Source organism: Stenotrophomonas sp. YJH_SMC_138 (assembly GCF_059369855.1).
Window position 1 is genome coordinate 129,518 of the sequence record NZ_JCAFTB010000010.1, and the last position, 24,006, is coordinate 153,523.

At 67.1% G+C, this 24,006-nt stretch carries 14 protein-coding genes, 6 tRNA genes, 1 other RNA gene and 1 pseudogene; 17 read left to right on the top strand and 5 right to left on the bottom strand.

Going from position 1 to position 24,006, the window contains the following annotated elements:
- Positions 1–57: 57 nt before the first annotated feature.
- The 7 genes from AC5P7I_RS18775 (at position 58) to AC5P7I_RS18805 (ending at position 3,162) form a co-directional block, all read left to right on the top strand.
- On the top strand, positions 58–330 hold the full coding sequence (locus AC5P7I_RS18775) for an HU family DNA-binding protein (protein ID WP_004146343.1): 273 nt from the start codon (positions 58–60) through the stop codon (positions 328–330).
- An 11-nt stretch (positions 331–341) separates the two neighbouring features.
- A tRNA-Val gene (locus AC5P7I_RS18780) sits at positions 342–416 on the top strand.
- A 26-nt stretch (positions 417–442) separates the two neighbouring features.
- Positions 443–519 (top strand) — tRNA-Asp (locus AC5P7I_RS18785).
- Positions 520–601: 82 nt separating this feature from the next.
- Positions 602–678 (top strand) — tRNA-Asp (locus AC5P7I_RS18790).
- An 87-nt stretch (positions 679–765) separates the two neighbouring features.
- Positions 766–842 (top strand) — tRNA-Asp (locus tag AC5P7I_RS18795).
- Between the two features lie 106 nt (positions 843–948).
- Positions 949–1,025 (top strand) — tRNA-Asp (locus tag AC5P7I_RS18800).
- 181 nt (positions 1,026–1,206) lie between these two features.
- On the top strand, positions 1,207–3,162 hold the full coding sequence (locus AC5P7I_RS18805) for a peptidyl-prolyl cis-trans isomerase (protein WP_014646101.1): 1,956 nt from the start codon (positions 1,207–1,209) through the stop codon (positions 3,160–3,162).
- 182 nt (positions 3,163–3,344) lie between these two features.
- Here the strand turns inward: AC5P7I_RS18805 and AC5P7I_RS18810 are convergent, their stop codons facing one another.
- Together AC5P7I_RS18810 and gloB are read right to left on the bottom strand one after the other, a co-directional pair.
- On the bottom strand, positions 3,345–4,547 hold the full coding sequence (locus tag AC5P7I_RS18810; protein WP_046429131.1) for a lytic transglycosylase domain-containing protein: 1,203 nt from the start codon (positions 4,545–4,547) through the stop codon (positions 3,345–3,347).
- Positions 4,544–5,308 carry a hydroxyacylglutathione hydrolase gene (gene gloB, locus AC5P7I_RS18815; protein ID WP_014646155.1) on the bottom strand — a complete coding sequence of 255 codons (765 nt, stop codon included), beginning with the start codon at positions 5,306–5,308 and terminating at the stop codon, positions 4,544–4,546. The genes AC5P7I_RS18810 and gloB overlap by 4 nt, the downstream gene beginning before the upstream one ends.
- 11 nt (positions 5,309–5,319) lie before the next feature.
- Between gloB and AC5P7I_RS18820 the strand changes: the two genes are divergently transcribed.
- The 3 genes from AC5P7I_RS18820 to dnaQ are packed head-to-tail and all read left to right on the top strand — an operon-like array spanning position 5,320 to position 7,165.
- The gene (locus tag AC5P7I_RS18820; protein WP_041863105.1) at positions 5,320–5,964 is read left to right on the top strand and encodes a methyltransferase domain-containing protein; all 645 of its coding nucleotides are present in this window, start codon (positions 5,320–5,322) and stop codon (positions 5,962–5,964) included.
- 12 nt (positions 5,965–5,976) lie between these two features.
- Positions 5,977–6,429: a ribonuclease HI gene (gene rnhA, locus AC5P7I_RS18825; RefSeq protein WP_014646157.1), complete on the top strand. Its 453-nt coding sequence runs from the start codon at positions 5,977–5,979 to the stop codon at positions 6,427–6,429.
- 4 nt (positions 6,430–6,433) lie between these two features.
- Positions 6,434–7,165 (top strand): DNA polymerase III subunit epsilon, encoded by a 732-nt coding sequence (gene dnaQ / locus AC5P7I_RS18830; RefSeq protein WP_014646158.1) that lies wholly within the window; start codon positions 6,434–6,436, stop codon positions 7,163–7,165.
- A gap of 111 nt (positions 7,166–7,276) precedes the next feature.
- On the opposite strand, the gene AC5P7I_RS18835 is transcribed toward dnaQ, so the two are convergent.
- On the bottom strand, positions 7,277–7,981 hold the full coding sequence (locus AC5P7I_RS18835; protein ID WP_014036153.1) for a PP2C family protein-serine/threonine phosphatase: 705 nt from the start codon (positions 7,979–7,981) through the stop codon (positions 7,277–7,279).
- Positions 7,982–8,146: 165 nt separating this feature from the next.
- Here AC5P7I_RS18835 and AC5P7I_RS18840 point away from each other — a divergent pair.
- Positions 8,147–8,237, top strand: a tRNA-Ser gene (locus AC5P7I_RS18840).
- 312 nt (positions 8,238–8,549) lie between these two features.
- Entirely contained in the window at positions 8,550–8,954 is a 405-nt protein-coding gene (locus AC5P7I_RS18845; RefSeq protein WP_014646159.1) for a DUF6165 family protein, read from the top strand.
- 18 nt (positions 8,955–8,972) lie between these two features.
- Here the strand turns inward: AC5P7I_RS18845 and AC5P7I_RS18850 are convergent, their stop codons facing one another.
- Positions 8,973–10,019, bottom strand: a complete 1,047-nt coding sequence (locus tag AC5P7I_RS18850) for a glycosyltransferase family 9 protein (RefSeq protein ID WP_262088313.1) — start codon at positions 10,017–10,019, stop codon at positions 8,973–8,975.
- Positions 10,020–10,039: 20 nt separating this feature from the next.
- On the opposite strand from AC5P7I_RS18850, the gene AC5P7I_RS18855 reads away from it, so the two are divergent.
- The 3 genes and pseudogenes from AC5P7I_RS18855 (at position 10,040) to AC5P7I_RS18865 (ending at position 11,942) form a co-directional block, all read left to right on the top strand.
- Positions 10,040–10,789, top strand: a complete 750-nt coding sequence (locus tag AC5P7I_RS18855; RefSeq protein WP_032958195.1) for a 3-deoxy-D-manno-octulosonic acid kinase — start codon at positions 10,040–10,042, stop codon at positions 10,787–10,789.
- The gene (locus tag AC5P7I_RS18860; RefSeq protein WP_046429135.1) at positions 10,789–11,556 is read left to right on the top strand and encodes an MBL fold metallo-hydrolase; all 768 of its coding nucleotides are present in this window, start codon (positions 10,789–10,791) and stop codon (positions 11,554–11,556) included. Before AC5P7I_RS18855 ends, AC5P7I_RS18860 begins: the two co-directional genes overlap by 1 nt.
- Positions 11,553–11,942: pseudogene (locus AC5P7I_RS18865) on the top strand (nuclear transport factor 2 family protein). Before AC5P7I_RS18860 ends, AC5P7I_RS18865 begins: the two are co-directional and overlap by 4 nt.
- Before the next feature lie 90 nt (positions 11,943–12,032).
- Here AC5P7I_RS18865 and ffs read toward each other — a convergent pair.
- Positions 12,033–12,129, bottom strand: an RNA gene (gene ffs, locus AC5P7I_RS18870) — signal recognition particle sRNA small type.
- Positions 12,130–12,430: 301 nt separating this feature from the next.
- Between ffs and AC5P7I_RS18875 the strand changes: the two genes are divergently transcribed.
- Together AC5P7I_RS18875 and AC5P7I_RS18880 are read left to right on the top strand one after the other, a co-directional pair.
- The gene (locus AC5P7I_RS18875) at positions 12,431–12,748 is read left to right on the top strand and encodes a DMT family transporter (protein WP_005415486.1); all 318 of its coding nucleotides are present in this window, start codon (positions 12,431–12,433) and stop codon (positions 12,746–12,748) included.
- A 359-nt stretch (positions 12,749–13,107) separates the two neighbouring features.
- Positions 13,108–24,000, top strand: coding sequence for an autotransporter-associated beta strand repeat-containing protein (locus AC5P7I_RS18880; protein ID WP_262088312.1), 10,893 nt, complete (start codon positions 13,108–13,110; stop codon positions 23,998–24,000).
- The last annotated feature ends 6 nt before the right edge of the window (positions 24,001–24,006 follow it).

Here is a 24,006-nt window from a genome sequence, read left to right on the forward strand (position 1 = left end):
CGTGCGGTTGCTTCCCTGTCGAATAAGCGGAACCCACCGCCAAAGGAGTTGTAGAGAATGAACAAGACCGAATTGATCGATGCCGTTGCTGAAGCTGCAGACCTGACCAAGGCCGAGTCCAGCCGCGCTGTCGATGCCGTCGTTGCTGCCGTCACCAAGGCGCTGAAGGACGGCGATGCGGTCACCCTGGTTGGCTTCGGTACCTTCCAGGTCCGCGACCGTGCTGCCCGCACCGGCCGCAACCCGAAGACCGGCGACACCATCAAGATCGCTGCTTCGAAGAATCCGTCGTTCAAGGCTGGTAAGGCCCTGAAGGATGCTGTAAACTAAGCGGCTCGCTGGGGTGCTTAGCTCAGCGGTAGAGCGTCTCCTTTACACGGAGAGGGTCGGGGGTTCGAAACCCTCAGCACCCACCACAGCACCGCGGTAAAAGTTTGAGTGTGGAGCGGTAGTTCAGCTGGTTAGAATGCTGGCCTGTCACGCCGGAGGTCGCGGGTTCGAGTCCCGTCCGCTCCGCCATTCAACGAGGCCTCCGGCCAAAAGCTGGAGGCTTTGTTTTCTCCCGGTCCAGGCCGGCTGAAAGCAAAAAAGGTAACAACGCGGAGCGGTAGTTCAGCTGGTTAGAATGCTGGCCTGTCACGCCGGAGGTCGCGGGTTCGAGTCCCGTCCGCTCCGCCACTACATCGAGGCCCCCGGCCTGAAGCTGGGGGCCTTGTCTTCTCACCGACAGGTTCGGAAGGAAGGCGAAAAGGTTTTTGCAAGAACGGAGCGGTAGTTCAGCTGGTTAGAATGCTGGCCTGTCACGCCGGAGGTCGCGGGTTCGAGTCCCGTCCGCTCCGCCATTGCAGAATTCTTAAGTCCCTGTGAAAAAACTTTGAAAAAAGTGTTCATCGGGCTGGGTTTCCAGACAGTCTTCGGATATACTGGGCGCCTGCAAAGTTCAAGCGCGGAGCGGTAGTTCAGCTGGTTAGAATGCTGGCCTGTCACGCCGGAGGTCGCGGGTTCGAGTCCCGTCCGCTCCGCCAACTTCAAAAGCCCTCGGCGCAAGCCGGGGGCTTTTTCTTTGCGCCATGGTGGAAATGGCCGACACACGGATGGCGCATGCCTGCCGATGTGGGCGCAGGCCGCGCTGGCGCTGCTTTTGGTCCCTGCGGCGAAGCGGGTTACACTGCCGGGCTCGCCAATAAGGCCTTGTGATTCCTCACCATGCTGCAGAAACTCCGCGACAAGACCTCAGGCTGGATCGTCACTGTGATCCTGGGGCTGCTGATGATTCCGTTCCTGTTCGTGATCGACAACAGCTACCTCGGTGGCGTTGGCGCACAGAACGTGGCCAAGGTTTCCGCGCCGCCGACCTGGTGGCGTTCGGCGCCGTCGTGGTGGCCGGTGCGCATGCTGTGGCAGCACCACGAGATCAGCTCGCAGGATTTCCGCACGCGTTTCGAGCAGGAGCGCATGCGTGAGCGCCAGCAGCAGGGCGACAACTTCGACCCGCGCGCGTTCGAGAGCACCGAGAACAAGATGGCCGTGCTCGATCAGCTGATCGACGAGCAGGTCGTGCGCCTGGTCGGTGAGCAGGCAGGCGTGGTGATCGGCGACGGCGCGGTGCGCGAGTACATCGCGACCATGCCCGCATTCCTCGATTCGAACGGCAAGTTCAACGAGAACAACTATCGCCTGGCCCTGGCCGGCGGCAACCCGCCGCGTACGCCGACCCAGTTCCAGGAGCTGGTGCGCGAGAGCCTGCAGCAGTCGGTGATTCCGTCGGGCCTGCAGAGCTCCGGCTTCGTCACCCAGGCAGAGACCGAGCGCCTGTTGAAGCTGCTGGGCGAAACCCGCGACGTCGAGCTGGCCGCGTTGCCGCCCGTACCGGCCGATACCGCGCCGGTGACCGATGAGCAGATCAAGCAGTGGTACGACAGCCACGGCAAGGATTTCCGCCAGGCCGAGAGCGTGTCGCTGGAGTACGTCGAGATCAACGGCGCGAACCTGCCGGCACCGGCGGCGGCCGATGAAGCCACCCTGCGCAAGCGCTATGAAGACGAGAAGGCGAAGTTCACCTCGCCGGAGCAGCGCCAGGCCTCGCACATCCTGATCACCGGTGACGGTGCAGAAGCCAAGGCGAACAGGATCGCTGCCGAAGCCAAGGCCGCTGGTGCCGATTTCGGCGCGCTGGCCAAGGCCAATTCGGAAGATCCGGGCTCCAAGGACCAGGGCGGTGACCTGGGTTGGGTCGAGCGCGGTGCGATGGTGAAGCCGTTCGAGGACGCGCTGTTTGCGGCCAAGGCCGGTGACGTGATCGGCCCGGTGAAGACCGAGTTCGGTTACCACATCATCAAGGTGGCCGCTGTGCGCGGTGGCCAGGGCAAGTCGTTCGAGGAAGTGCGTGACACGCTGGCCGCCGAACAGCTGAAGGCCGACGGTGAGCGCGGCTTCAACGAGCTGGCCGGTCGCCTGGTCGATGCCATCAACAAGAGCCCGAGCGATCTGGCCGCTGCCGCCAAGGAAGTGAACCTGCCGCTGCAGACGCTGGGCCCGATCACCCGCGCGACCGCCAGTGGCATCGCGGCTGACCCGGCCGTGCTGCGTGCGGCGTTCTCCGACGTGCTGGTGCAGGACGGTACCGCCAGTGACCCGATCGCCCTGGGGGGCGCGACCAACCACAGCGTGGTCATCCGCGTGGCTGCGCACACCCCGGAACAGGCCCTGCCGCTGGACAAGGCTCGTGACCAGGTGATCGCCGCGATCCGCGCTGACCGCCAGCGCCAGGCCAGCGACAAGGCGGCCGATGCGATCCTGGCCAAGCTGAAGGCGGGTGCCACCCTGCAGTCGCTGGCCGCCAGCGAGAAGCTGCAGCTGAGCCCGATGCCGGGCCTGCCGCGCAGCCAGCCGGTGCCGACCCCGGAAATCAACCGCGCGATCTTCAGTGCGCCGGTGCCGGCCGAAGGCAAGCCGAGCTATGGCAAGGTCGACGTCAATGGCCACGCGCTGCTGTTCGCGGTGAACAAGGTCAATCCGGGCGACATCAAGGAAGTGACTGCAGAGCAGCAGAAGCAGCTGAAGGAACAGCTGAGCCAGATCGATGGCATGGCCGCGGCCAAGGCCTACATCGAGGCGATGCGCAAGAAGTTCGTGATCCAGACCACCGAGGCGAACCTGTAAGCCTTGCGGCTGCATCCATGAGAAAGGCCCGGCACTGCCGGGCCTTTTTTTTGTGCGGGCGCTGCTGGAAATCGAATTGTAGAGCCGAGCCCGTGCTCGGCTGGTCATGAACCCCGACAAGTCGCAGGCAAGAAAAAAGCCGAGCATGGGCTCGGCTCTACAGGAGGGCCCTGGCCTACGCGTCAGTCTTCGACGCGCAGCACGGCGCCCGGCTTCAGCACGCTGCTGCCGCTCAGGCCGTTCAGCGACAACAGGGCCTTGACCGGCATGCCGTAGCGGCGGGCGATGGTCCAGGCCGACTCGCCATCACGCACGGTGTGGCGGCGGCTGCGCGGACGATCAGCGATCGCGGCGACGGTCTTGGCCACCTGCGGCGTCGGTGCTGCGGTGGCGACCGGCGCAGCGCTGGCGACCAGGGCGGATGCGGTGTCCGCCACCGTCGCATTGGCAGCCGAGACAGGAGCCAGCACGCGGGTGGTACCCGACGAGGCGCGGCCACCGCCCGCAAGGGCGGGGTTGAGGCGGGCGATCCTGGCCGGGTCCAGGGCGCGCTGTGCGGCCCACTGCTGGACGCTGGTGCCGGCGGGCAGGGTGTGGTCCTTCAGCACCGGCACGGTGCGGTCCAGCGAGGCCATCACGCCCGGCTGGTCTTCCACGTCTTCCAGCACGCAGGCCAGGGCATGCAGCTTCTCGACGTAGGCATGGGTGACCGGCGACAGGCCGGGCAGCGCCGACGGCTTGGCGTTCTGCGCGTTCATGCCCGCCTTGCGCATGGACTGCAACACGCGGTACTCACCGGCGTTGTAGGCCATGGTGGCCAGGCGCCAGTCGCCGCCGAACATGCCGTGCAGGGTCTTCAGGTAGCGCACTGCGGCCTGGGTGGAATCGACCGCCGACAGGCGGCCGTCGTAGCCGTTGGCCATGGGCACGCGGTGGTTGCGCGCGGTGGTGGCGATGAACTGCCACAGGCCGGTCGGGCCGCTGCCATTGCGGGCATTGGGTCGGTAGCCGCTTTCCACGAACGGGATCAGTGCGAATTCGGTAGGCAGGTTGGCCTTGCGCAGCTCTTCAACCACGTAGCCGAACAGCACCAGCGCATCGTCATCCTGGTTGGCCAGGCGCGACGGGGCGTGGGCGAACTGCTTCTGCCAGCGCGGGCTGGTGGCCTCGGCATTGCAGGTGGGCTCGGCCAGGCCGTCGCGGAAGCTGGAGAAGATCTCCTGGCCATTGCGGACCGACGCGGCCGGCAACGCGGCCGGATCCAGCGGCAGGGCCGCCGCGGCGGCCAGGTTCTGGCCGATGCCCGCGCCCAGCGACTGGGCACCGGCGGTTCCGGCCAGCCCCAGGACCAGGCCCAGGGCCAGCGGCAGACTTCGGCGCATCATGCGCGGAAGCCGTCTTTCCAGTGCCGGAGACCGGCCATGACGTCGACGTCGTCAACGACGTCGCGGCCCAGGTGCGCCGACACTGCCGCGCGGATCGGCGCCGTGTGCACGCGCAGGAACGGATTGCAGTCGAATTCGTTGGCCAGGGTTACCGGCAGGGTGGAACGGTCATCGCGGCGCATGGCCAAAGCCTCCTCTTGGCGCTGCCACAGGGCAGCGTTGGCGGGGTCGACATGCCGCGCGAAGACGGCATTTGACACGGTGTACTCGTGGGCGCAACAAAGCAGCAGTTGCGCGGGCAAGGTACCCAGCTTGCGCATCGATGCCAGCAGCTGGGACGGCGTACCTTCGAACAGGCGTCCACAGCCCAGGCTGAACAACGAATCTCCGCTGAAAAGATGTTCAGCAGTGTGAAACGCGATGTGGCTGCGGGTATGCCCGGGCACGGATAGTACGTGGAACGTCCGGCCCAGTGCCTGAACGCGTTCACCTTCGCCGACCCGCTCGGTCGCTGCAGGGATGCGCTCCTCGACGGGCGCGATGACCCGTACACCGGGAAAACGTGCCTGCAACGCGGGCACGCCACCGATGTGGTCATCGTGGTGATGGGTGAGCAGGATCGTGTCCACGCGCAGGCCCTGATCGGCCAGCGCAAGCACCGGCGCGGCATCGCCGGGATCGACGACCACGGCGGCGCCAGCGTCGTCGATCAACGTCCAGATGTAGTTGTCCGCAAATGCGGGCAGGGCAGTCAGTCGCATAGAATTGGACCATGCCCGCGCTGCAGAGCACCCGTCAAGCGAGCCAGGCCCCGTGGTTCGACACTGAACCGGCGGGCTCCTTGCGCGTGCTGGAGCGGCAGTTGCTGCTGCCGCAGCTGTCTGTCCTGCCGACGCAGCCCTGGCTGTGGATCGCACCGAGTGCGGCCTGGCTGGAGGATGCGCAGCTGGGCGGGCGCGGGCTGCGGCTGTTCCGGCAGGGCCAGGGCTATGCCGGCGACACCCGCTGTGCGCTGCCGCTGCCGCTGGCCAGCGAGAGCGTCAACGCGGTCGTGCTGCAGCATGTGACCGCGGGCGATGCGGAGCGACTGCTGGACGAGTGCGAGCGCGTGCTGATGCCGGGCGGCCACCTGTGGCTGAGCAGCCTCAACCCGTTCAGCCCTTACCGCACGCATTGGCGCCAGCACGGACTGGTGGTGCGCACGCCACAGCGGATCCGCCTGCTGCTCGGCCGCCACGGGCTGGAGTGCGACGATATGCGTTACCTCGGCCCGCTCTGGCGCGGTGCAGGCAGTCGCCGCACGGGCGGTTGGGCGCCGCTGCGCGCGGCCTGCCTGTTCCATGCTGAAAAGCGCACGCTGGCCCTGCCCGGGCCGAAACCGTTGCCGGTGCGTTGGCTCGGCACCGTTGCCACCTGATCTGGAGTTGTATTGAAAACCATCGAAATCCACACCGACGGTTCCTGCCTTGGCAATCCCGGCCCCGGCGGCTGGGCTGCGCTGCTGCGCTACAAGGGCCACGAGCGTGAACTGAGCGGCGGCGAAGCGCACACCACCAACAACCGGATGGAGCTGATGGCGGCCATTTCCGGGTTGGAGACGCTCACCGAGCCCTGCAACATCGTGCTCTATACCGATTCGCAGTACGTGCGGCAGGGCCTGACGCAGTGGCTGCCCGGCTGGATCCGCAAGAACTGGAAGACCGCCGGCGGCGACCCGGTGAAGAACCGCGAGCTGTGGGAGCGCCTGCATGCCGCGACGCTGCGGCATCAGATCGACTGGCGCTGGGTAAAGGGCCACTCCGGTGACCCGGACAACGAGCGGGTGGATACGCTGGCGCGCAACGCGGCCATCCAGATCCGCGACGCCAGCCCGGTAAACTGAGGCCATGCGTCAGATCATCCTCGATACCGAAACCACCGGCCTGGAATGGAAGAAGGGCAACCGCATCGTCGAAATCGGCTGCGTGGAGCTGTTCAAGCGCCGCCCGACCGGCAACAACTACCACCAGTACATCAAGCCGGACTGCGAGTTCGAACAGGGCGCGCAGGAAGTCACCGGCCTGACCCTGGAGTTCCTGGCTGACAAGCCGGACTTCGCGCAGATCGCCGACGAGTTCCTGGCCTTCATCGATGGCGCCGAGCTGATCATCCACAACGCGGCGTTCGACCTGGGCTTCCTCGACAACGAGCTGTCGCTGCTGGGCCCGCAGTACGGGAAGATCACCGATCGCTGCACGGTGATCGATACCCTGGTGATGGCGCGCGAGCGCTTCCCGGGCCAGCGCAATTCGCTGGATGCGCTGTGCAAGCGACTGGGCGTTGACAACTCGCACCGTGCGCTGCACGGCGGCCTGCTCGATGCGCAGATCCTGGGTGACGTGTACATCGCGCTGACCTCGGGGCAGGAAGAGATCGGATTCGGCCTGGGGGATGACGATGGCGGTGGCGCCGGTGCGGCGCTGCAGGCCTTCGATACCAGCAAGCTGCTGCCGCGCCCGCGCGTAATGGCCACGCCGTCGGAGCTGGAAGCGCATGCCGCGCGGCTGGAGCGGCTGCGCAAGAAGGCCGGCCACGCACTGTGGGATGGGCCGAAGGTGGAAGAGGCCGCCAGCGCGTAATGCCTGGAAGAGGTAGTGCCGGCCGCTGGCCGGCATTTGCGTGAACACGTTTCCCGGTGAGCCGGCCAGCGGCCGGCACTACCGCCTCCACGCATGGCGTGGATCTACGGGTTAATGGCAGCGCACCAGGATCACGCTGATGTTGTCGCGGCCACCGCCGTCGAGCGCGGCGGCGACCAGCGTGTCCACGCATTCCTGTGCGCTTGCATCCTCGAAGGCGAGGGTGCGGGCGATGCCGCGGTCGTCCACTTCCTCGGTCAGGCCGTCACTGCACAGCAGCAGCTGCATGCCGGGGCGCAGCTCGCCGCTGGTGGTGGCCACGTTCAGATGTGCCGGATCGGTGACGCCCAGCGCCTGGGTGACCACGTTGCGATGTGGATGCGCGCGTGCCTGTTCGGCCGTCAGGTTGCCCTGCGCGACCAGTTCCTGCACCACGCTGTGATCCTGGCTGAGCTGTGCCAGCTGGCCGTCACGCCAGAGGTAGGCACGGCTGTCGCCGACCCATGCCACTTCATAGCGATTGCCCTGCACGCGTGCGGCGACCACGGTGGTACCCATCGGCAGGGTGTCGTTGCGCCGCCGCGAGGCGCGGATGATCTCTTCGTCGGCGGTGCGGATGGCCTGGGCCAGCGGCGCGCCACGGCGGATCTCGCGCACGATGGTTTCGCGCGCCAGCGCGCTGGCCACCTCGCCGCAGGCGTGGCCGCCCATGCCATCGGCCACCAGCCACAGGGCCAGCTCGCTGTCACCGTAGTAGGTGTCTTCGTTGAGCTCGCGGCGCAGGCCGGGGTGGGTGAGGTGTCCGAATTCGATCATGGTGTGCAGGGGCGGGGTATTGCTGGGGAGACAGGCATCATCGGGGGGCTGCGGGCATCCGGCAAGGCATGCATCCGGGAAATTTTCACTTCATTGACCGGAATGACTTGTCGTCGGCCTGACTTCCTCGTATGATGCGCGTCCCCGGTCCGCCGGGGACCACCCGGAGAGGTGGCAGAGTGGTTGAATGTACCTGACTCGAAATCAGGCAGGCGTTTATAGCGCCTCGGGGGTTCGAATCCCCCCCTCTCCGCCAGATAAAGAAAAAGGGCTGCCGAAAGGCAGCCCTTTTTCTTTATCTGGCGCGGGACGCGACGCGCTCTGCGCGTCGCCCCACACGTTGCTGCGCAACGCGTGGGCCCCTCCCTTTGCCGGCCTCTCCCCGCCCCTGTCGGGGCAGCCCCTCAACAGAGGCGCTTGGTCCTCCAGATGCATCACTGAGATCCGCGCGGCGCGTGGACGCTGTTCCTGCTGGCAGGCTCATCCACGCATGGCGTGGATCTACCGGGGATATCCGTGCGGACGCTGCGGGTTACCATGTACGCATCACCTGCTGGAGCTTTTCCCCATGACCGCTGAAATCCTCGTTCCCGTTTCTTTCGGCGAGCTGCTGGACAAGATTTCGATCCTGCAGATCAAGTCCGAGCGCATCAGCGACGAGGGCAAGCTGGCCAACGTGCGCAGGGAGCTGTCGGCGCTGGAGCAGACCTGGATGGCACACCCGGCGGCCGTGAAGGACATCGCCAGGCTGCGTGCCGAGCTGAAGGTGGTCAACGAGCAGCTGTGGGAGATCGAGGACGACATCCGGCTGAAGGAGAAGGCGCAGGCGTTCGACCAGGGCTTCATCGACCTGGCGCGCAGCGTGTACCTGCGCAATGACGAACGCGCGCGCATCAAGAAGGCGATCAACCTGGCGCTGGGCTCGGCGTACGTGGAGGAGAAGTCCTATCAGGATTACGCGCAGCGCGTGTAATCCCGGGCGGCCTGCCGCTCACTCCAGGTGGTCGGCGACGTAGCGTTCGAAGGCAGCGATACCGTCTTCCACGGTGATCAGTTCCATCACATCGTCGAACTCGATCTTGGTGCCCCACTTCAGATCGGTGGCCTGCTTGGCGAGGTACTTGCGTGCCGCATCGTCGTAGCGGTCCACGCAATAGCGACGATCCGAGTACGGGCCGCTGCGGTTCGGATTGCTGGCCGCATGCAGGCCCAGCACCTTGGCGCCCATCGCGTTGGCGATGTGCATCGGGCCGGAATCGGGCGTCATCACCAGGTTGGCGCGGGCCAGCAGGGCGGGCAGCTGCTTCAGCGTGTCCTTGCCTACCAGGTCCAGCGCCGGCGTGTGCAGCTGTGCCTGGATGGCGTCGGCCATGCTGCGCTCAAGTTCGCTGCGGCCGCCGCACAGCACCACCTGCCAGCCGCGCGTGACCGCGTGGTTGGCCACGGCGGCGTAGCGGTCGGCGTACCAGTTGCGGCGCACGTGGCTGGAGCACGGCGAGATCATCAGCACCGGGCGACCATCGTCGTGCCACTGCGCGGCGGCCCACTCATATGCCGACTGCGGCACGGCCAGGTCCCAGCTGACCTCGGTCTGGCGCAGGCCCAGCGGTTCGCAGAAGCTGCCGATGGCATCGAGCACATGGATGCCCGGACGGTCGGGAATGCGTTCGTTGATGAAAAGCCCATGCAGGTCCTTCGAGCGGCTGCGGTCGTAGCCGATGCGGCGCTCGGCCGGAATGAAGGCCGACAGCAGGTTGGCGCGGAACGCGACCTGCATCTGCAGCAGCGCTTCGAAGCGCCCCGGCGGCAGCTGCCTGCGCAGTTCCTTGACCCCGGCCATGCCGCTCTTCTTGTCGTAGGCATGGAAGGTGACGCCGGGCAGGCCGTCGAGCAGCTTGTGGCCGACCTTGTCGATGATCCAGTGGATCGGCGTGTCCGGGCGCGCGGCCTGCAGGGTACGCACCAGGGGCACCACGTGGGTGACATCGCCAAGTGCGGACAGGCGCAGGAGGCACAAGGAGGAGGACGCTGATGCCATGTGTTGTTAGACTCAATGAAATGGTCGCATTCGACGCCAATGAAGCGCTGACGCCATGCCGCGAGGGTCGCGGCATCGGGGCCATTCTGTTCGACCGCGAGCGGCTGCGGCAAGCCGAGATCGGCCTGTTCTCGCCCCAGCACTGGGGCAGCAGGGCCCGGCCGGTGGGCGAGGGCGGCCGCGGCAGCGCCTGGTTCGTCGATGCGCCGTTCGGTGCCAGCGTGCTGCGCCACTACCTGCGCGGCGGCATGGCGGCCCGTATAAGCCATGACCAGTACCTCTGGCGCGGCTCGGACCGGACCCGCAGCTTCGCCGAATTCCGCCTGATGCGCGCCCTGCGCGAGAAAAAGCTGCCGGTGCCACGGCCGATCGCCGCGTTCTACATGCGCGAGGGCCTGCGCTACCGGGCGGCGATCCTGATGGAGCGGATCGAGGGCGTGCGCTCGCTGGCCGACCGCGCACTGGTGGCCGGCCGGGGGGCTCCCTGGGAGGAGACCGGGCGCCTGATTGCCCGTTTCCATCGTGCCGGCCTGGACCATGCCGATCTCAACGCGCACAACATCCTGTTCGATGGCAGCGGTCATGGCTGGCTGATCGATTTCGACCGCGGCGTGATCCGCATCCCGGCGACCGCCTGGCGCGAGCGCAACCTCAAGCGCCTGCTGCGCTCGCTGATCAAGCTGCGCGGCGAGCGCAGCGTGGAAGACGTGCAGAAGGACTACGCGCGGCTGCGCCGTGCCTATGACATGGCCTGGAACCGGGGCACCTGATGGACTGGGCGTTGCGTTTCCTCGGCGTCGGCAATGCGTCGGCGGTCGAGCTGGGGTCGCCGATGTCGGTGATCGAGCGCGATGGGCGCCCATGGCTGACCATCGATTGTGGTGGCGAAGGCCTGACCGCGTTCAAGGCGCACTACGGGCAGATGCCGCAGGCGCTGTTCGTCACCCATGTGCACCTGGACCACGTGGCCGGCTTCGAGCGCCTGTTCGTGGATACCTTCTTCAATGCGCACCGGCGCGGCAAGGTGCGCCTGTACGTGCCCGCCACGGTGGTGCCGCTGCTGCACAAGCGCATCGGGGATTACCCGAACGTGCTGGCCGAGGGCGGTGCGAACTTCTGGGATGCCTTCCAGCTGATCGTGGTGGGCGAGGCGTTCTGGCACGAGGGCGTGCGCCTGGAAGTGTTTCCGGTGCGCCACCACTGGCCGGAGACGGCCTATGGCCTGCGCCTGCAGGGCGCGCTGACCTGGAGCGGCGATACCCGGCCGATTCCGGAGATGCTGGCACGCTTCGCCAGTGACAACGAACTGATCGCTCACGATTGCGGCCTGCACGGCAATCCCTCGCATACCGGCGTGGACGATCTGGAGCGTGAGTACAGCGCCGAACTGCAGGCGCGGATGATGCTGTACCACTACGCCAGCGCGGCCGATGGTCTGGCGCTGGCTGCGCGTGGGCACCGCGTGGCGCAGCCGGGGCAGTGCGTGCCGCTGGCGAGCCCGACCGCCCCGCACGTGCTGGCCCAGGACCCGCCGTGAGGGGTACCGGCCAGCCCGCAGATGCGGCGTTGGCTGCCGGGCTGGAGGCGCTGGAGCGCGCACTGCATGCGCCGCAGGTGCGTGCCGACCGCGAGCAACTGGCCGCATTGCTTGATGAGGATTTCAGCGAGATCGGCAGCTCCGGCTAGTGCTACGACCGTGCGGCCGCGCTGGTGGAGATTCCGCTGGAGCGTGCCCAGGTGCAGATCGAATCGGAGCAGTACGCCGTCTGGCTGCTGTCGCAGGACCTGGCCCAGGTGCGCTACCGCAGCCGCCATCACCTTGATGGGCAGCTGCAGCACTGGGTGCTGCGCAGTTCGCTGTGGCGCCGGCACGGGGACAGATGGCGCATGGTGTTCCACCAGGGCACGCCCGAGGCAGGGTAGCGCGGCGCCATGCCGGGCCAAGAATGCGAAGCCGGGGTCAGATCCCTCTGCCATGCAAAGGGATCTGAGCCCAGTGCGGAAAAGGCGGTGGCCCCGCCGGCTGACCTCGGCGCCCGCGTCGATCGATACCGTTGCTGCCTTCCGGCCCTGGCGGGGTTTTCGACCTAGCGTCGCGAGGGGCCGACGGGGCCACCATAGAGACGTTGGCCGCCCGGTGGGCGGCCAGTTCACGGATCAGGGGAAACAGCGCGCGGCGCGCCGGAGACCACAGCCGGACTGCACATCGGGCTGGCCGATGGCAGACGCGCATTCTAGCGCAGACGGGCCCATCGACGCCAGCTTCATGCACTGAATCGGCTGTAACCCGCTTCCGGCGGCAGCGGCCGGTACCCACCCCCGTTGCTAGAATGCCGGCCAGGAGGAACGACCTCCCCCACATCGGGAACCAATGACCAGGACGGCCTGGCCCTACCAAGAGGAGGGCCGTCATGGCCTGGATCTATCTGTTGTTTGCCGGCCTGCTGGAAATTGTCTGGGCCGTGTCCATGAAGCAGTCCGAAGGCTTCACCCGGCTCACCCCCACCGTGGTCACCATCATCGGCATGATCGCCAGCTTCTGGTTGCTGGCGGTGGCCATGCGCAGCCTGCCGCTGGGAACCGCCTATACGATCTGGACCGGCATCGGCGCGGTCGGGGCGTTCGTGGTTGGCATTGTGTTCCTGGGCGAGCAGGTCAGCCCGATGCGGATCGGTGCGGCGGTGTTGATCGTTTCCGGCCTGGTGCTGATGAAACTCTCCAGCAGCTGAATTTATTTACTCATGGCGGGGAATGGATTCTCCGCCACATGCAGCAATATGCATTTTCGGCAAAACCATTTTGTCCGCCCCTGTTATTTGACGCACGTCATGAAAATAGCGCGCGTGATTCACATGCCGCTGGCACCGTCGGTCGCACAGTGCCGCCATTCGTCGGGCGAAATCGGGGAGTTTTCGCCTTGACGGACGCGCTGGCGCACCTGTCCCCGGGTGCGATCGCGTGAAGATGTGAAGATTTTCAGGAGTTAATGCCTTCAGGCCTTGTTCCCGTTCGGGGAGCCGGGGTGGGCCGCATTGTCTCCAAAAAACCTGCCAGCTGTGCCATCCGGTCTTTTCATGGAGATTTACCGATGAACCGCATTTACCGTCTGGTTTTCAATCGTGCCCTTGGGGTAATGCAGGTTGCTTCGGAGGTCGCCCAGAACCCCGGCGGAAGCGCGGTCAGCGCAGGGCGGGTGCCGCGATTGCGGGCGCACCAGCTGGCGGCGGCTTTGGCCGCCACACTGGCCAGCGGATCGGCATTCGCAGCGTGCACGGGCACCACAACCGTAAACTGCGACAGCACCACCAGCATCAACAACTACTCCAACGCGACCAACGGCCTCACGCTGAACATCGACGCGGGTGCATTGCTGCGTACGCCGCCGGTCGTAGGCGGCGGCAACGCAGCAACGCTGACCGGCGACAACGTGACGGTCAACAACAATGGCACGATCGATCCGAGCTCGATCATCCTCGCCTCGCCCGGCCTGGTCATCGGCAATGGTTCTGCCAACAACAGCGCGATCGTCGTCAACAACAACGCCAGCGGACAGATCAAGGGTGTCGTCAACATCGCAACGCTGCTGGGCTTCGGTGGACAGGCGCTGGTGGCACAGAATGTCAACGGCACCACCACCATCAACAACGCCGGCCTGATCAGCACGTCGCTGATCGGTGCAGGCAGCGTGTCCGACGCGACCACGGTGGTGACCTATGGTGGTGCAGCCGCCAATGTGGCCAACACAGGCACCATCGACGGACGCGTCGGCCTGGGTGCTTCTGGCGGTAACACGTTCCTCAATGCGGGGGCGGTCAGTGGCAGCGTTCACCTGGGTGATTCAACCGGCGGCAACACCTTCACCGCAGTGTCGGGTTCCAGCGTTGTGAGCGGCGGCGGCAGCGCTCTTGCCGGCGTGATTACCGGTGTCACCGGGGTAAAGGTTGCGGCTGCGGGATCGGTCGACGCCGGTACCGGCAGTGGTGCGGCCAACAACACGCTGGTGTTGCAGAACGTCGTCAGCGGTCCGGGGTCCGGCACCGGCGGAGCGGTGACCACGCTGGGCTGGAACCAGTACCTCAACTTCCAGAAGCTCACCGTCAACAGCGGCACCTGGAACCTGCAGGGTGCGTGGGCGGGTGCAGGTACGACCACGCTCAATGATGGCCTGGTCAATTTCAACAATGCCGGTTCCTTCGGCACAGGGCTGTTCACCGCCAACGGCGGTGCCATCGCCTCTGCCACGGCCGGTCTGAACCTGGCCAACGCTTTCAGCCTTGGTGGCAATCTGTCCCTGGCAGGGACCAATGCGTTCAGCCTGGGGGGCTTGCTGTCCGGTACTGGCGGGCTGACGGTCAACAATACCGGCATCGTTACTCTCGGCGGCGCAAACCTGTTCTCCGGCGGCGTCAACCTCAATGCCGGCGGCCTGGTACTGGGCAATGCCGGTGCACTGGGCAGCGGCAACCTGACCGTGGGTGGCAGCGCTTCACTGGATACGACGGCGGGCTTCACCCTGGGCAACAATCTGGTGATCAATGGCGGGGGCTCGCTGAACCTGCTCGGCAGCAATGCGTTGTCATTGAACGGTTCGATCTCCGGTGCCGGCAACCTGACCAAGAGCGGCGCCGGCACCCTCACCTTGAACGGCGCCAATGCGCTGACCGGCAGTTTCAACCTGGCCGGAGGCGCGTTGGCGCTGGGCGCGGGCGGCAGCCTGTCACCCACCGGTGCGATCACGGTCGGCGTCGGTACCACCCTGGACCTGTCGGCGGCCGCCAACCAGACCATCGGTTCGCTGGCGGGCCTCGGCGGTTCGGTCAACCTGGGCAGCCACACGCTCACCCTCGCCGGGCTGGGCGATACCAGCTACAGCGGCACGTTCGCCGCAGGCACGGGTGGCCTGGTCAAGCTGGGCACCGGCGTGCAGACCTTGTCGGGCGTGAACAACCTCAGCGGCGGCGTGGCACTCAACGGCGGCGGACTGCTGCTGGGCAATGCTGCTGCGCTGGGCAGCGGTGCGCTCAGTGTCGGCGGCAACGTGACGCTCGATGGAACCACGGGGGCGCTTGCACTGGCCAACGCGGTCAACCTCGGTTCGGGTGCCAGCCTCAATCTGCTCGGCAACCAGGCGTTGACGTTCAACGGCGTGATCGGTGGCGCCGGTGGCCTGGTCAAGAGCGGTGCGTCGTCGCTGACGCTCAATGGCGCCAACACCTTCGGCGGCGGCGTGGCGTTCAATGCCGGCAGCCTGGTGCTGGGCAACGCTGGAGCACTGGGAACCGGTGCGCTGAATGTTGGTGGCGTGGTGTCGCTCGACACCAGCGCGGCGCTTGCGGTCGGCAATGGCATCACGCTGGGCGCGGGTGGCTCGCTCAATGTGCTGGGCTCGAACGCATTGACGCTGGGCGGCGCCATCGGTGGCACCGGCAGCCTGGTCAAGAACGGTGCAGCCACGCTTACGCTGGGTGGCGCAAATACCTTCACCGGCGGCCTGGCGATCAATGCCGGCAAGGTTGCGGTGGGCAGCGGCGGAAGCTTGGCTGCCGGCGGTGCGGTCAGCCTGGCCGGCGTTGGCGCGGACCTGGACATCTCGCTCGGCGGCAACCAGACCATCGGCGCGCTGTCCGGTATTGCCGGCAGCACGGTGACGCTGGGCAGCAGCACGCTCACCTTCGGTGATGCCACCAACCAGACGTTCGCGGGCGTGATCGGTGGTACCGGCGGCCTGGTCAAGCAGGGCACGGGCATCCAGACGCTGAGCGGCGCCAACACCTTCAGTGGCGGCGTGAATCTGACGGCGGGCGGCCTGCTGCTGGGCGACAGCAGTGCGATCGGCAGCGGGGCGTTGACGGTCAGCGGCAACGGTTCGCTGGATACCACGGCAGCGTTGAACCTGGGCAATGCGATCAACCTCGGCGCGGCCCTGACCCTGCCGGGCAGCCAGAACCTGGCCCTGGCCGGCAACATCACGGGCACCGGCAGCCTGGTCAAGAACGGCGCGGCGACACTGACCTTGAACGGTACCAACACCTTCAGTGGTGGACTGAACGCAAACGCTGGCGCCCTGCTGCTGGGCAACAGCGGCGCACTCGGCACGGGGACGCTGGGCATCGGTGGCAACGTCTCGCTCGACGGCAGTGCGCCGCTGAACCTGGGCAACAACGTGGCACTGGGTGCAGGCGCCGCGTTGTCGCTGCCGGGTTCGCAGTCGATCACGCTGGGTGGGGTGGTGTCCGGTGCGGGCAGGCTGGTGAAGAACGGTGCCACCACCTTGACCCTCAATGGCGCCAACAGCTTCGGTGGCGGGCTGACCGTCAACGGCGGCGGCCTGCTGCTGGGCAATGCCGGCGCGCTGGGCACCGGTGCATTGTCGGTGGGGGCCAATACCACGCTGGACAGTTCGGTGGCGCTGGACCTGGCCAACAGCGTCAACCTCGGCGCCGGTGCGGTGCTGGATCTGCTGGGCAGCCAGAACGTGTCGCTGGGGGGCGTCATCAGCGGCACCGGCGGGCTGGTCAAGAACGGTGCGGCGACACTGGCGTTGAACGGCGCCAATACGTTCAGCGGGGGCGTCGGGCTCAACGCGGGCGTACTGCAGCTTGGCAACGCACAGGCGCTGGGTACCGGCCAGCTGGACGTGGGCGGCAACGCTTCGCTGGATGCCACTGCGGCGCTTTCGGTGGGCAACACCCTCGGCCTCGCCGCCGGCGCGAACCTCACCGTGCTGGGCAGCAATGACCTGACGCTGACCGGTCCGGTGTTCGGCGCCGGCGGGCTGATCAAGGATGGCGCGGCGCGCCTCACGCTGTCTGGCGCCAACACGTTCGGGGGGGGCACCACCGTCAACGCCGGCACGCTGGCGCTGGGGGCCGGTGGCAGCCTTGCCGCGGCCGGTGCGGTGGATCTTGCCGGCGCCGGTGCGACGCTGGACATCTCCGCAGCCGGTGCCGCGCAGACCATTGGCGCACTCAACGGCGTCGCAGGCAGCCAGCTGGCGCTGGGCGCGCAGTCGCTGACCTTTGGCGGCGCCGGCAACGGCAGCTTTGCCGGCGTGATCGGTGGCACTGGCGGCCTGGTCAAGACGGGTACCGGCGTGCAGACGCTGTCCGGTGCCAACACCTTCAGTGGCGGTGTTGCACTCAACGCGGGTGGCCTGATCCTCGGCAATGCCAGCGCGCTCGGCACCGGTGCGCTGGGCATCGGTGGCACCACCACGCTGGACAGCACGGTGGCGTTGAACCTGGCCAATGCAGTGAACTTCGGTGCGGGCACGCAGCTGACGCTGGGCGGCAGCAACGATGTCACGCTCGGTGGCGTGGTGGCCGGCAATGGCAGCCTGGTCAAGAACGGTACGGGCCTGCTGACCCTCAACAACACCAACACCTTCGGTGGCGGCCTGACCCTGAACGGTGGTGGCCTGGTCGTCGGTGCGGATGGTGCGCTTGGTACCGGCGCGCTGGCGGTGAATACCAGCACCACGCTGGATGCGGGCGCGGCAGTGACGCTCGGCAATGCGGTCACGCTGGGCTCGGGCGTTGCACTGACGGTGCCGGGCAGCAATGCGCTGACGCTGTCGGGCGTAGTCGGCGGCAATGGCAGCCTGATCAAGAACGGCGCTACCACGCTGACGCTGTCCGGTGCCAACACCTACACCGGCGGTACCACCATCAATGCCGGCACGCTGGCGCTGGGCACGGGCGGCAGCCTGGCCGCGGCGGGTGACGTCACGTTGGGCGCGGGCGCCGGCTTCGATATCTCCGGTGCCGGCAGCAGCCAGACCATCGGCGCACTCAATGGTCTGGGCGGCAGCACGCTGGCGCTGGGCGGAAACTCATTGACGTTCGGTACGGCCGGCAACGCCGCGTTCGACGGCGTGATCAGTGGCGGCGGGGGGCTGATCAAGGTGGGCGCGGGCGTACAGACGCTGTCCGGTGCCAACACCTTTGGCGGCGGCGTGACCCTCAATGCAGGCGGGCTGGTACTCGGCAATGACGCGGCGCTGGGCACCGGTGCATTGACGGTCGGCGGTGCTGCCACGCTGGATACCACCGGCCTGGCAACGCTGGCCAACAACATCGCGCTCAACGCCGGGCTGACCGTGCTCGGGACCAACGCACTGACGCTCAACGGCGTCCTTTCCGGTGCCGGCAGCCTGACCAAGAACGGCAGCGCGACGCTGACCTTGAATGGCATCAACAGCTATACCGGTGGCACCAACATCAACGCCGGCACGCTGGCGCTGGGGGCCGGTGCCAGCCTGGCGGCGAGCGGTACCGTGAACCTCGCCACAGGTGCCACGCTGGATCTGTCTGCCGGCAGCGGCACGCAGGTGTTCGGAACCCTGGTCGGCAACGGTGCGGTGAACCTCGGCGCCAACTCGATCGAAGTCGGCGGCGCCACCAATGGCACCTTCAGTGGCTCGATCGCAGGCACGGGTGGCCTGACCAAGGTCGGTACGGGCATCGAGACGCTGACCGGTGCCAACACCTACACCGGCGGCACCTTCATCACTGCCGGTACGCTGGCGATTGGTCCGGGCGGCAGCCTTGCAGCCACCGGCGCGGTGACGCTGAGCGCTGCAGGCACCGGCTTCGATATCTCCACCGCAGGTGCCAACCAGACCATCGGCTCGTTGAACGGCGTGGCGGGCTCGACGGTGAGCCTGGGTGCACAGACGCTGACACTCGGTGGTGTGGGCAACAGCCTCTTCGATGGCGCGATTTCCGGCACCGGTGGCCTGGTCAAGAATGGCGCCGGCGTCCTCACACTGGGAGGCGCCAATCTGTTCAGTGGTGGCGTCGCACTCAACGGTGGTGGCCTGGTGGTCGGCAACAACGCTGCGCTCGGCAGCGGTGTGCTGGCAGTGGGCGGCAACGCGACGCTGGATGCATCGACAGGCGTCAACCTGGCCAACAACATCGGGCTCGCAGCGGGCGCGAACCTCGACCTGCTTGGCAGCCAGGCGCTGATACTGGGCGGTGTGATTTCCGGTACCGGCGGCCTGGTCAAGGACGGTGCGGCCACCGTGACCCTGAGCGGTGCCAACACCTACACCGGTGGTACCACCATCAACAACGGCACGCTGGCGATCGGCGCGGGTGGCAGCCTCGCCGCGACCGGCGCGGTGAACCTGGCCGGTGCCGGCACGTTCGACATTTCGGCGGGCAACCAGGCCATCGGCTCGCTGGCCGGCGTCGCCGGCAGTACGGTGGCGCTGGGCGGCAGCACGCTGACCCTGGGTGGCACCGTGGACAGCACCTTCAGCGGTGCGATCAGTGGCAACGGCGGCCTGGTCAAGAACGGCGCAGGCGTGCAGACGCTCAACGGCGGCAGCACCTTCAGCGGCGGCGTAACGCTCAACGCCGGCGGCCTGGTGGTCGGCAACAATGCTGCGCTGGGCACCGGTGCGGTGACGGTCGCGGGCGCTGCGACGCTCGATTCGAACACAGCGGTCACCCTCGCCAACAACTTCACCCTCAACAACGCGTTGACCGTCCTCGGCAGCAACAACCTCACCCTCAACGGCAACCTGAGCGGCACCGGCAGCCTGACCAAGGAGGGAGCCGCAACGCTGACCCTGAACGGCACCAACACCTACACCGGTGGCACCAACATCAACGCCGGTACATTGGCACTGGGTGCTGGCGCGAGCCTGCACGCCAGTGGCATCGTCAACCTGGCCTCGGGTGCGACCTTCGATCTGTCGGCGGGCAGCGGCACGCAGCAGTTCGGCACACTGGTCGGCAACGGTACGGTGAACCTGGGGGCCAACACGCTGACGATCGGTGATGCCAGCAATGGCACGTTCAGTGGTTCGTTGGCCGGCTCGGGTGGCCTGATCAAGGAAGGCTCGGGGACCCAGACGCTGACCGGCACCAACACCTTCACCGGGGGTACCACCATCAACGCCGGCACGCTGGCGATCGGCGCCGGTGGCAGCCTGGCGGCGACCGGTGCGGTGAACCTGGCCAATGCCGGTACCACCTTCGACATCAGCGCGGGTGGTGCGCAGGCGATCGGTTCGCTGGCAGGCGTGGCGGGTTCGACCGTTGTGCTGGGCGGCAGCACGCTGACCCTCAATGGCGTGGGCAATACCACGTTCGCCGGCACCATCGGAGGGGCCGGTGGCCTGGTAAAGAACGGCGCAGGCATCCAGGGCTTGACTGGCGTCAACGTCTTCACGGGCGGCGTGACCCTCAATGCCGGTGGCCTGCTGCTGGGCAACGACGGTTCGCTGGGCACCGGCGCGCTGACCGTGGGCGGCAACGCCAGCCTGGACGGCACCAGCGCGCTGACCCTGGCCAACACCGTGCAGCTGGCCAATGGCACGCTGAACCTGGCGGGCAGCAACGCGCTGACCTTGAATGGCCCGATCAGCGGCGCTGGCGGCCTGCTGAAAGATGGCGCGGCAACCGTCACCCTGGGCGGCGCCAGCACCTACACCGGTACCACCACCATCAACAGCGGCACGCTGGCGGTGGCGGCCGGTGGCAGCCTGTCCGGTGCCAGCACGGTGAACCTGTCCGGTGCCGGCACGTTGGACATCAGTGCCGGTGGCAGCCAGAGCATCGGTGGCCTGGCCGGCGTGACCGGATCCAGCGTGGTGCTGGGCGGTGCGACCCTGACCACCGGCGGCAACAACGGCAGCACCACCTTCGGCGGTGTGCTCAGTGGCACTGGTGGCCTGGTGCAGAGCGGCACCGGCACGCTGACCTTGAGCGGCGACAACGTCTATACCGGCGGCACCACCATCAATGGTGGCAGCACGCTGCAGATCGGCAACGGCGGCAGCACCGGCTCGGTGCTGGGCGACATCACCAACAATGGCAGCCTGGTCTACAACCTGGGCACGACGGCAACCGTGGGCGCGGTGGTCAGTGGCAGCGGCGGCCTGACCCAGGCCGGTAGTGGCACGCTGGTGCTGACCGGCAACAACACCTACACCGGCGGTACCATCATCAATGCCGGCGGCACGCTGCAGGTGGGCAATGGCGGTGCGACCGGCGCGATCGTCGGTGACATCACCAACAACGGTGCGCTGGTGTCCAACGTGGCCGGCAACACCTTGCTGGGCGGCACCATCAGCGGCACCGGTGGCCTGACCCAGGCCGGTGCCGGTACGCTGACCCTGACCGGCAACAACACCTATACCGGCGGTACCACCATCAATGCCGGTGGCACGCTGCAGGTGGGCAATGGCGGTGCCACCGGTGCGATCACCGGCAATGTCGCCAACAACGGCAGCCTGGTCTTCGACGTCGCGGGCAACACCACCGTCGGCGGCGCGATCAGTGGCAGTGGTGGCCTGACCCAGGCCGGCAGCGGGGTGCTGACCCTGGTCGGCAACAACACCTACAGCGGCGGTACCACCATCAATGCCGGCGGCACGCTGCAGGTGGGCAATGGCGGTACAACCGGCGCCATCGCCGGCGACATCACCAACAATGGTGCGTTGATTTCCAACGTGGCCGGCAACACCGCGCTGGGCGGCACCATCAGTGGCAGTGGCGGCCTGACCCAGGCCGGCAGCGGTACGCTGCTGCTGACCGGCACCAACACCTACACCGGCGGTACCACCATCAATGCGGGTGGCACGCTGCAGCTGGGCAATGGCGGTGCGACCGGTTCGATCGTCGGTGATGTCACCAACAATGGCACGCTGCTGTCCAACGTGGCCGGCAACACCACGCTGGGCGGCACCATCAGCGGCAGTGGCGGCCTGACCCAGGCCGGCAACGGCACGCTGACCCTGACCGGCAACAACACCTATACCGGCCCGACCACCATCAACGCCGGTGGCACGCTGCAGGTTGGCAATGGCGGTGCGACCGGTGCGATCGGCGGCAGTGTCGTCAACAACGGCAGCCTGGTGTTCAACGTGGGTGGCAACAGCACCGTCGGCGGCGCCATCAGCGGCAGCGGCGGCCTGACCCAGGCCGGCACCGGCACCGTGGTCCTGGCCGGCAACAACACCTATACCGGCGGCACCACCATCAACACCGGCGGCACGCTGCAGGTCGGCAACGGTGGCGCGAGCGGTGCGATCACCGGCAACGTCAGCAACAACGGCAGCCTGGTGTTCAACGTGGGTGGCAACACCACCGTCGGCGGCACCATCAGCGGCAGCGGCGGCCTGACCCAGGCCGGCACCGGCACCGTGATCCTGACCGGCAACAACACCTATACCGGTGGCACCACCATCAACGCCGGTGGCACGGTGCAGGTCGGCAACGGTGGGGCCAGCGGCGCGATCAGCGGCAACATCACCAACAACGGTGGCCTGGTGATCAACACCGGTGGCACCACCACGCTGGGCGGCAGCATCAGCGGCGGCGGCAGCATCGTGCAGGCCGGCCCCGGTGGCCTGAACCTCGGCGGCAACAGTGGTGGCTTCAACGGTACCGGCCAGGTCACCGGCGGCGGCCTGAATGTCACCGGCACCATCGGCGGCCAGTGGACCATCGGCAGCGGTACCACGCTGTCCGGCACCGGCACCATTGGTGGCACCGGCGGTGGCGTGACGGTGTCCAGTGGTGGCGTGCTGTCGCCGGGTAATGGCCCGGGCAACGGCAGCGGCACAGGCAATGGCACCGGCACGATCACCGTGGGTGGCAACCTGACCCTGTCGCCGGGCAGCACGCTGGGCATCGATCTGGGTGCCAGCGGCAGCGATACGGTACAGGTGGGCGGCAGCGCCAACGTGGGTGGCAGCACCGTAAAGGTGAACACCATCTCGCCGAGCACCAGCTACCAGCAGGGCCAGCAGTACACGGTGATCAATGCGGGCGGTGGGGTGAGCGGGCAGTTCGCCTCGGCGAACTCGCCGTCGGCCTTCCTGACCATCACCCCGGTCTACACCGCCAACACCGCCAACCTGCAGATCGACGTGGCGCAGACGGCGGCGTTCACCACCGTGGCCAACACGCGCAACCAGTACAACACCGCTGCGGCGCTGGACAGCCTGCCGCAGAGTAGCGCGGCGCTGGGCCTGTACAACACGGTGCTGCTGTATGACGCCGGCACTGCGCGCAGCGCATTCGACCAGCTCTCCGGCGAAGTGCACGCGGCCAGCCGCGCGGTGCTGCTGTACGACAACTACCTGGAAGAGGGCATCCGCCAGCGCCTGGGCAGTGAGCTGCCGACCGTGCGTGGTGAGCGTGCCTCGGCCTGGCTGGCCGGTAGCGGCAAGGTGTTCAAGCAGGATGGCGATGGCAATGGCGATGAGATCCGTTCCAACCGCAATGCGGTGATGGCGGGTCTGGATTGGCAGCTGGGTGAACACGTGGTGCTGGGTGCGGCGGCCGGCAACGAACGGCTGGATACGCGCCTGTACGAGCGCAGTTCGCGCGCCCGCCTGCGCGGCAACACGTTCGGCCTGTATGCACAGGGACAGTGGAACAACGGCTTTGCGGTCGGTGGCAGCGTGTCGCGCGGTGACTACCGCACGCGCACCACGCGTGAGGTGCCGCTGCTGGGCCAGACCCTGTACAGCCGCCAGGATTCGGACGTGACCATCGCCCAGGTCGAAGGCAGCTGGACCTGGACCCATGGCAGGACCCAACTGCAGCCGTACGTGCAGTTCACCCGGCACTGGGTCGACAGTGATCGTGCGCTGGAGCAGGGTGGCAGTGCCGCACTGGTGCTGGAAGGCGGCAAGGACACGCTCAACGTCAGCACGGTGGGCGTGCGGGGCCGCTGGGACGTGGGTAGCGGCGCGCGCTTCCCGGCGCAGCTGACCGTCGGCCTGGGCTGGCAGCATGCATCGGGTGACACCGATGTGGCCAGCCGCAACCGCTTCGCGGTCGGTGGCGATGCCTTCGATGTCTACAGCGCGGTGATGGCACGCAATGCGCTGGTCAGCCAGCTCGGCGTGGCGGTCGGCCTGGGTCGCAACAGCCAGCTGTCGATGTTCGTGCAGGGCCAGCACGGTGATGGCCGCCGCGATGTCGGCGGGCAGATCAACCTGCGGGTAGGCTTCTAAGGGGGG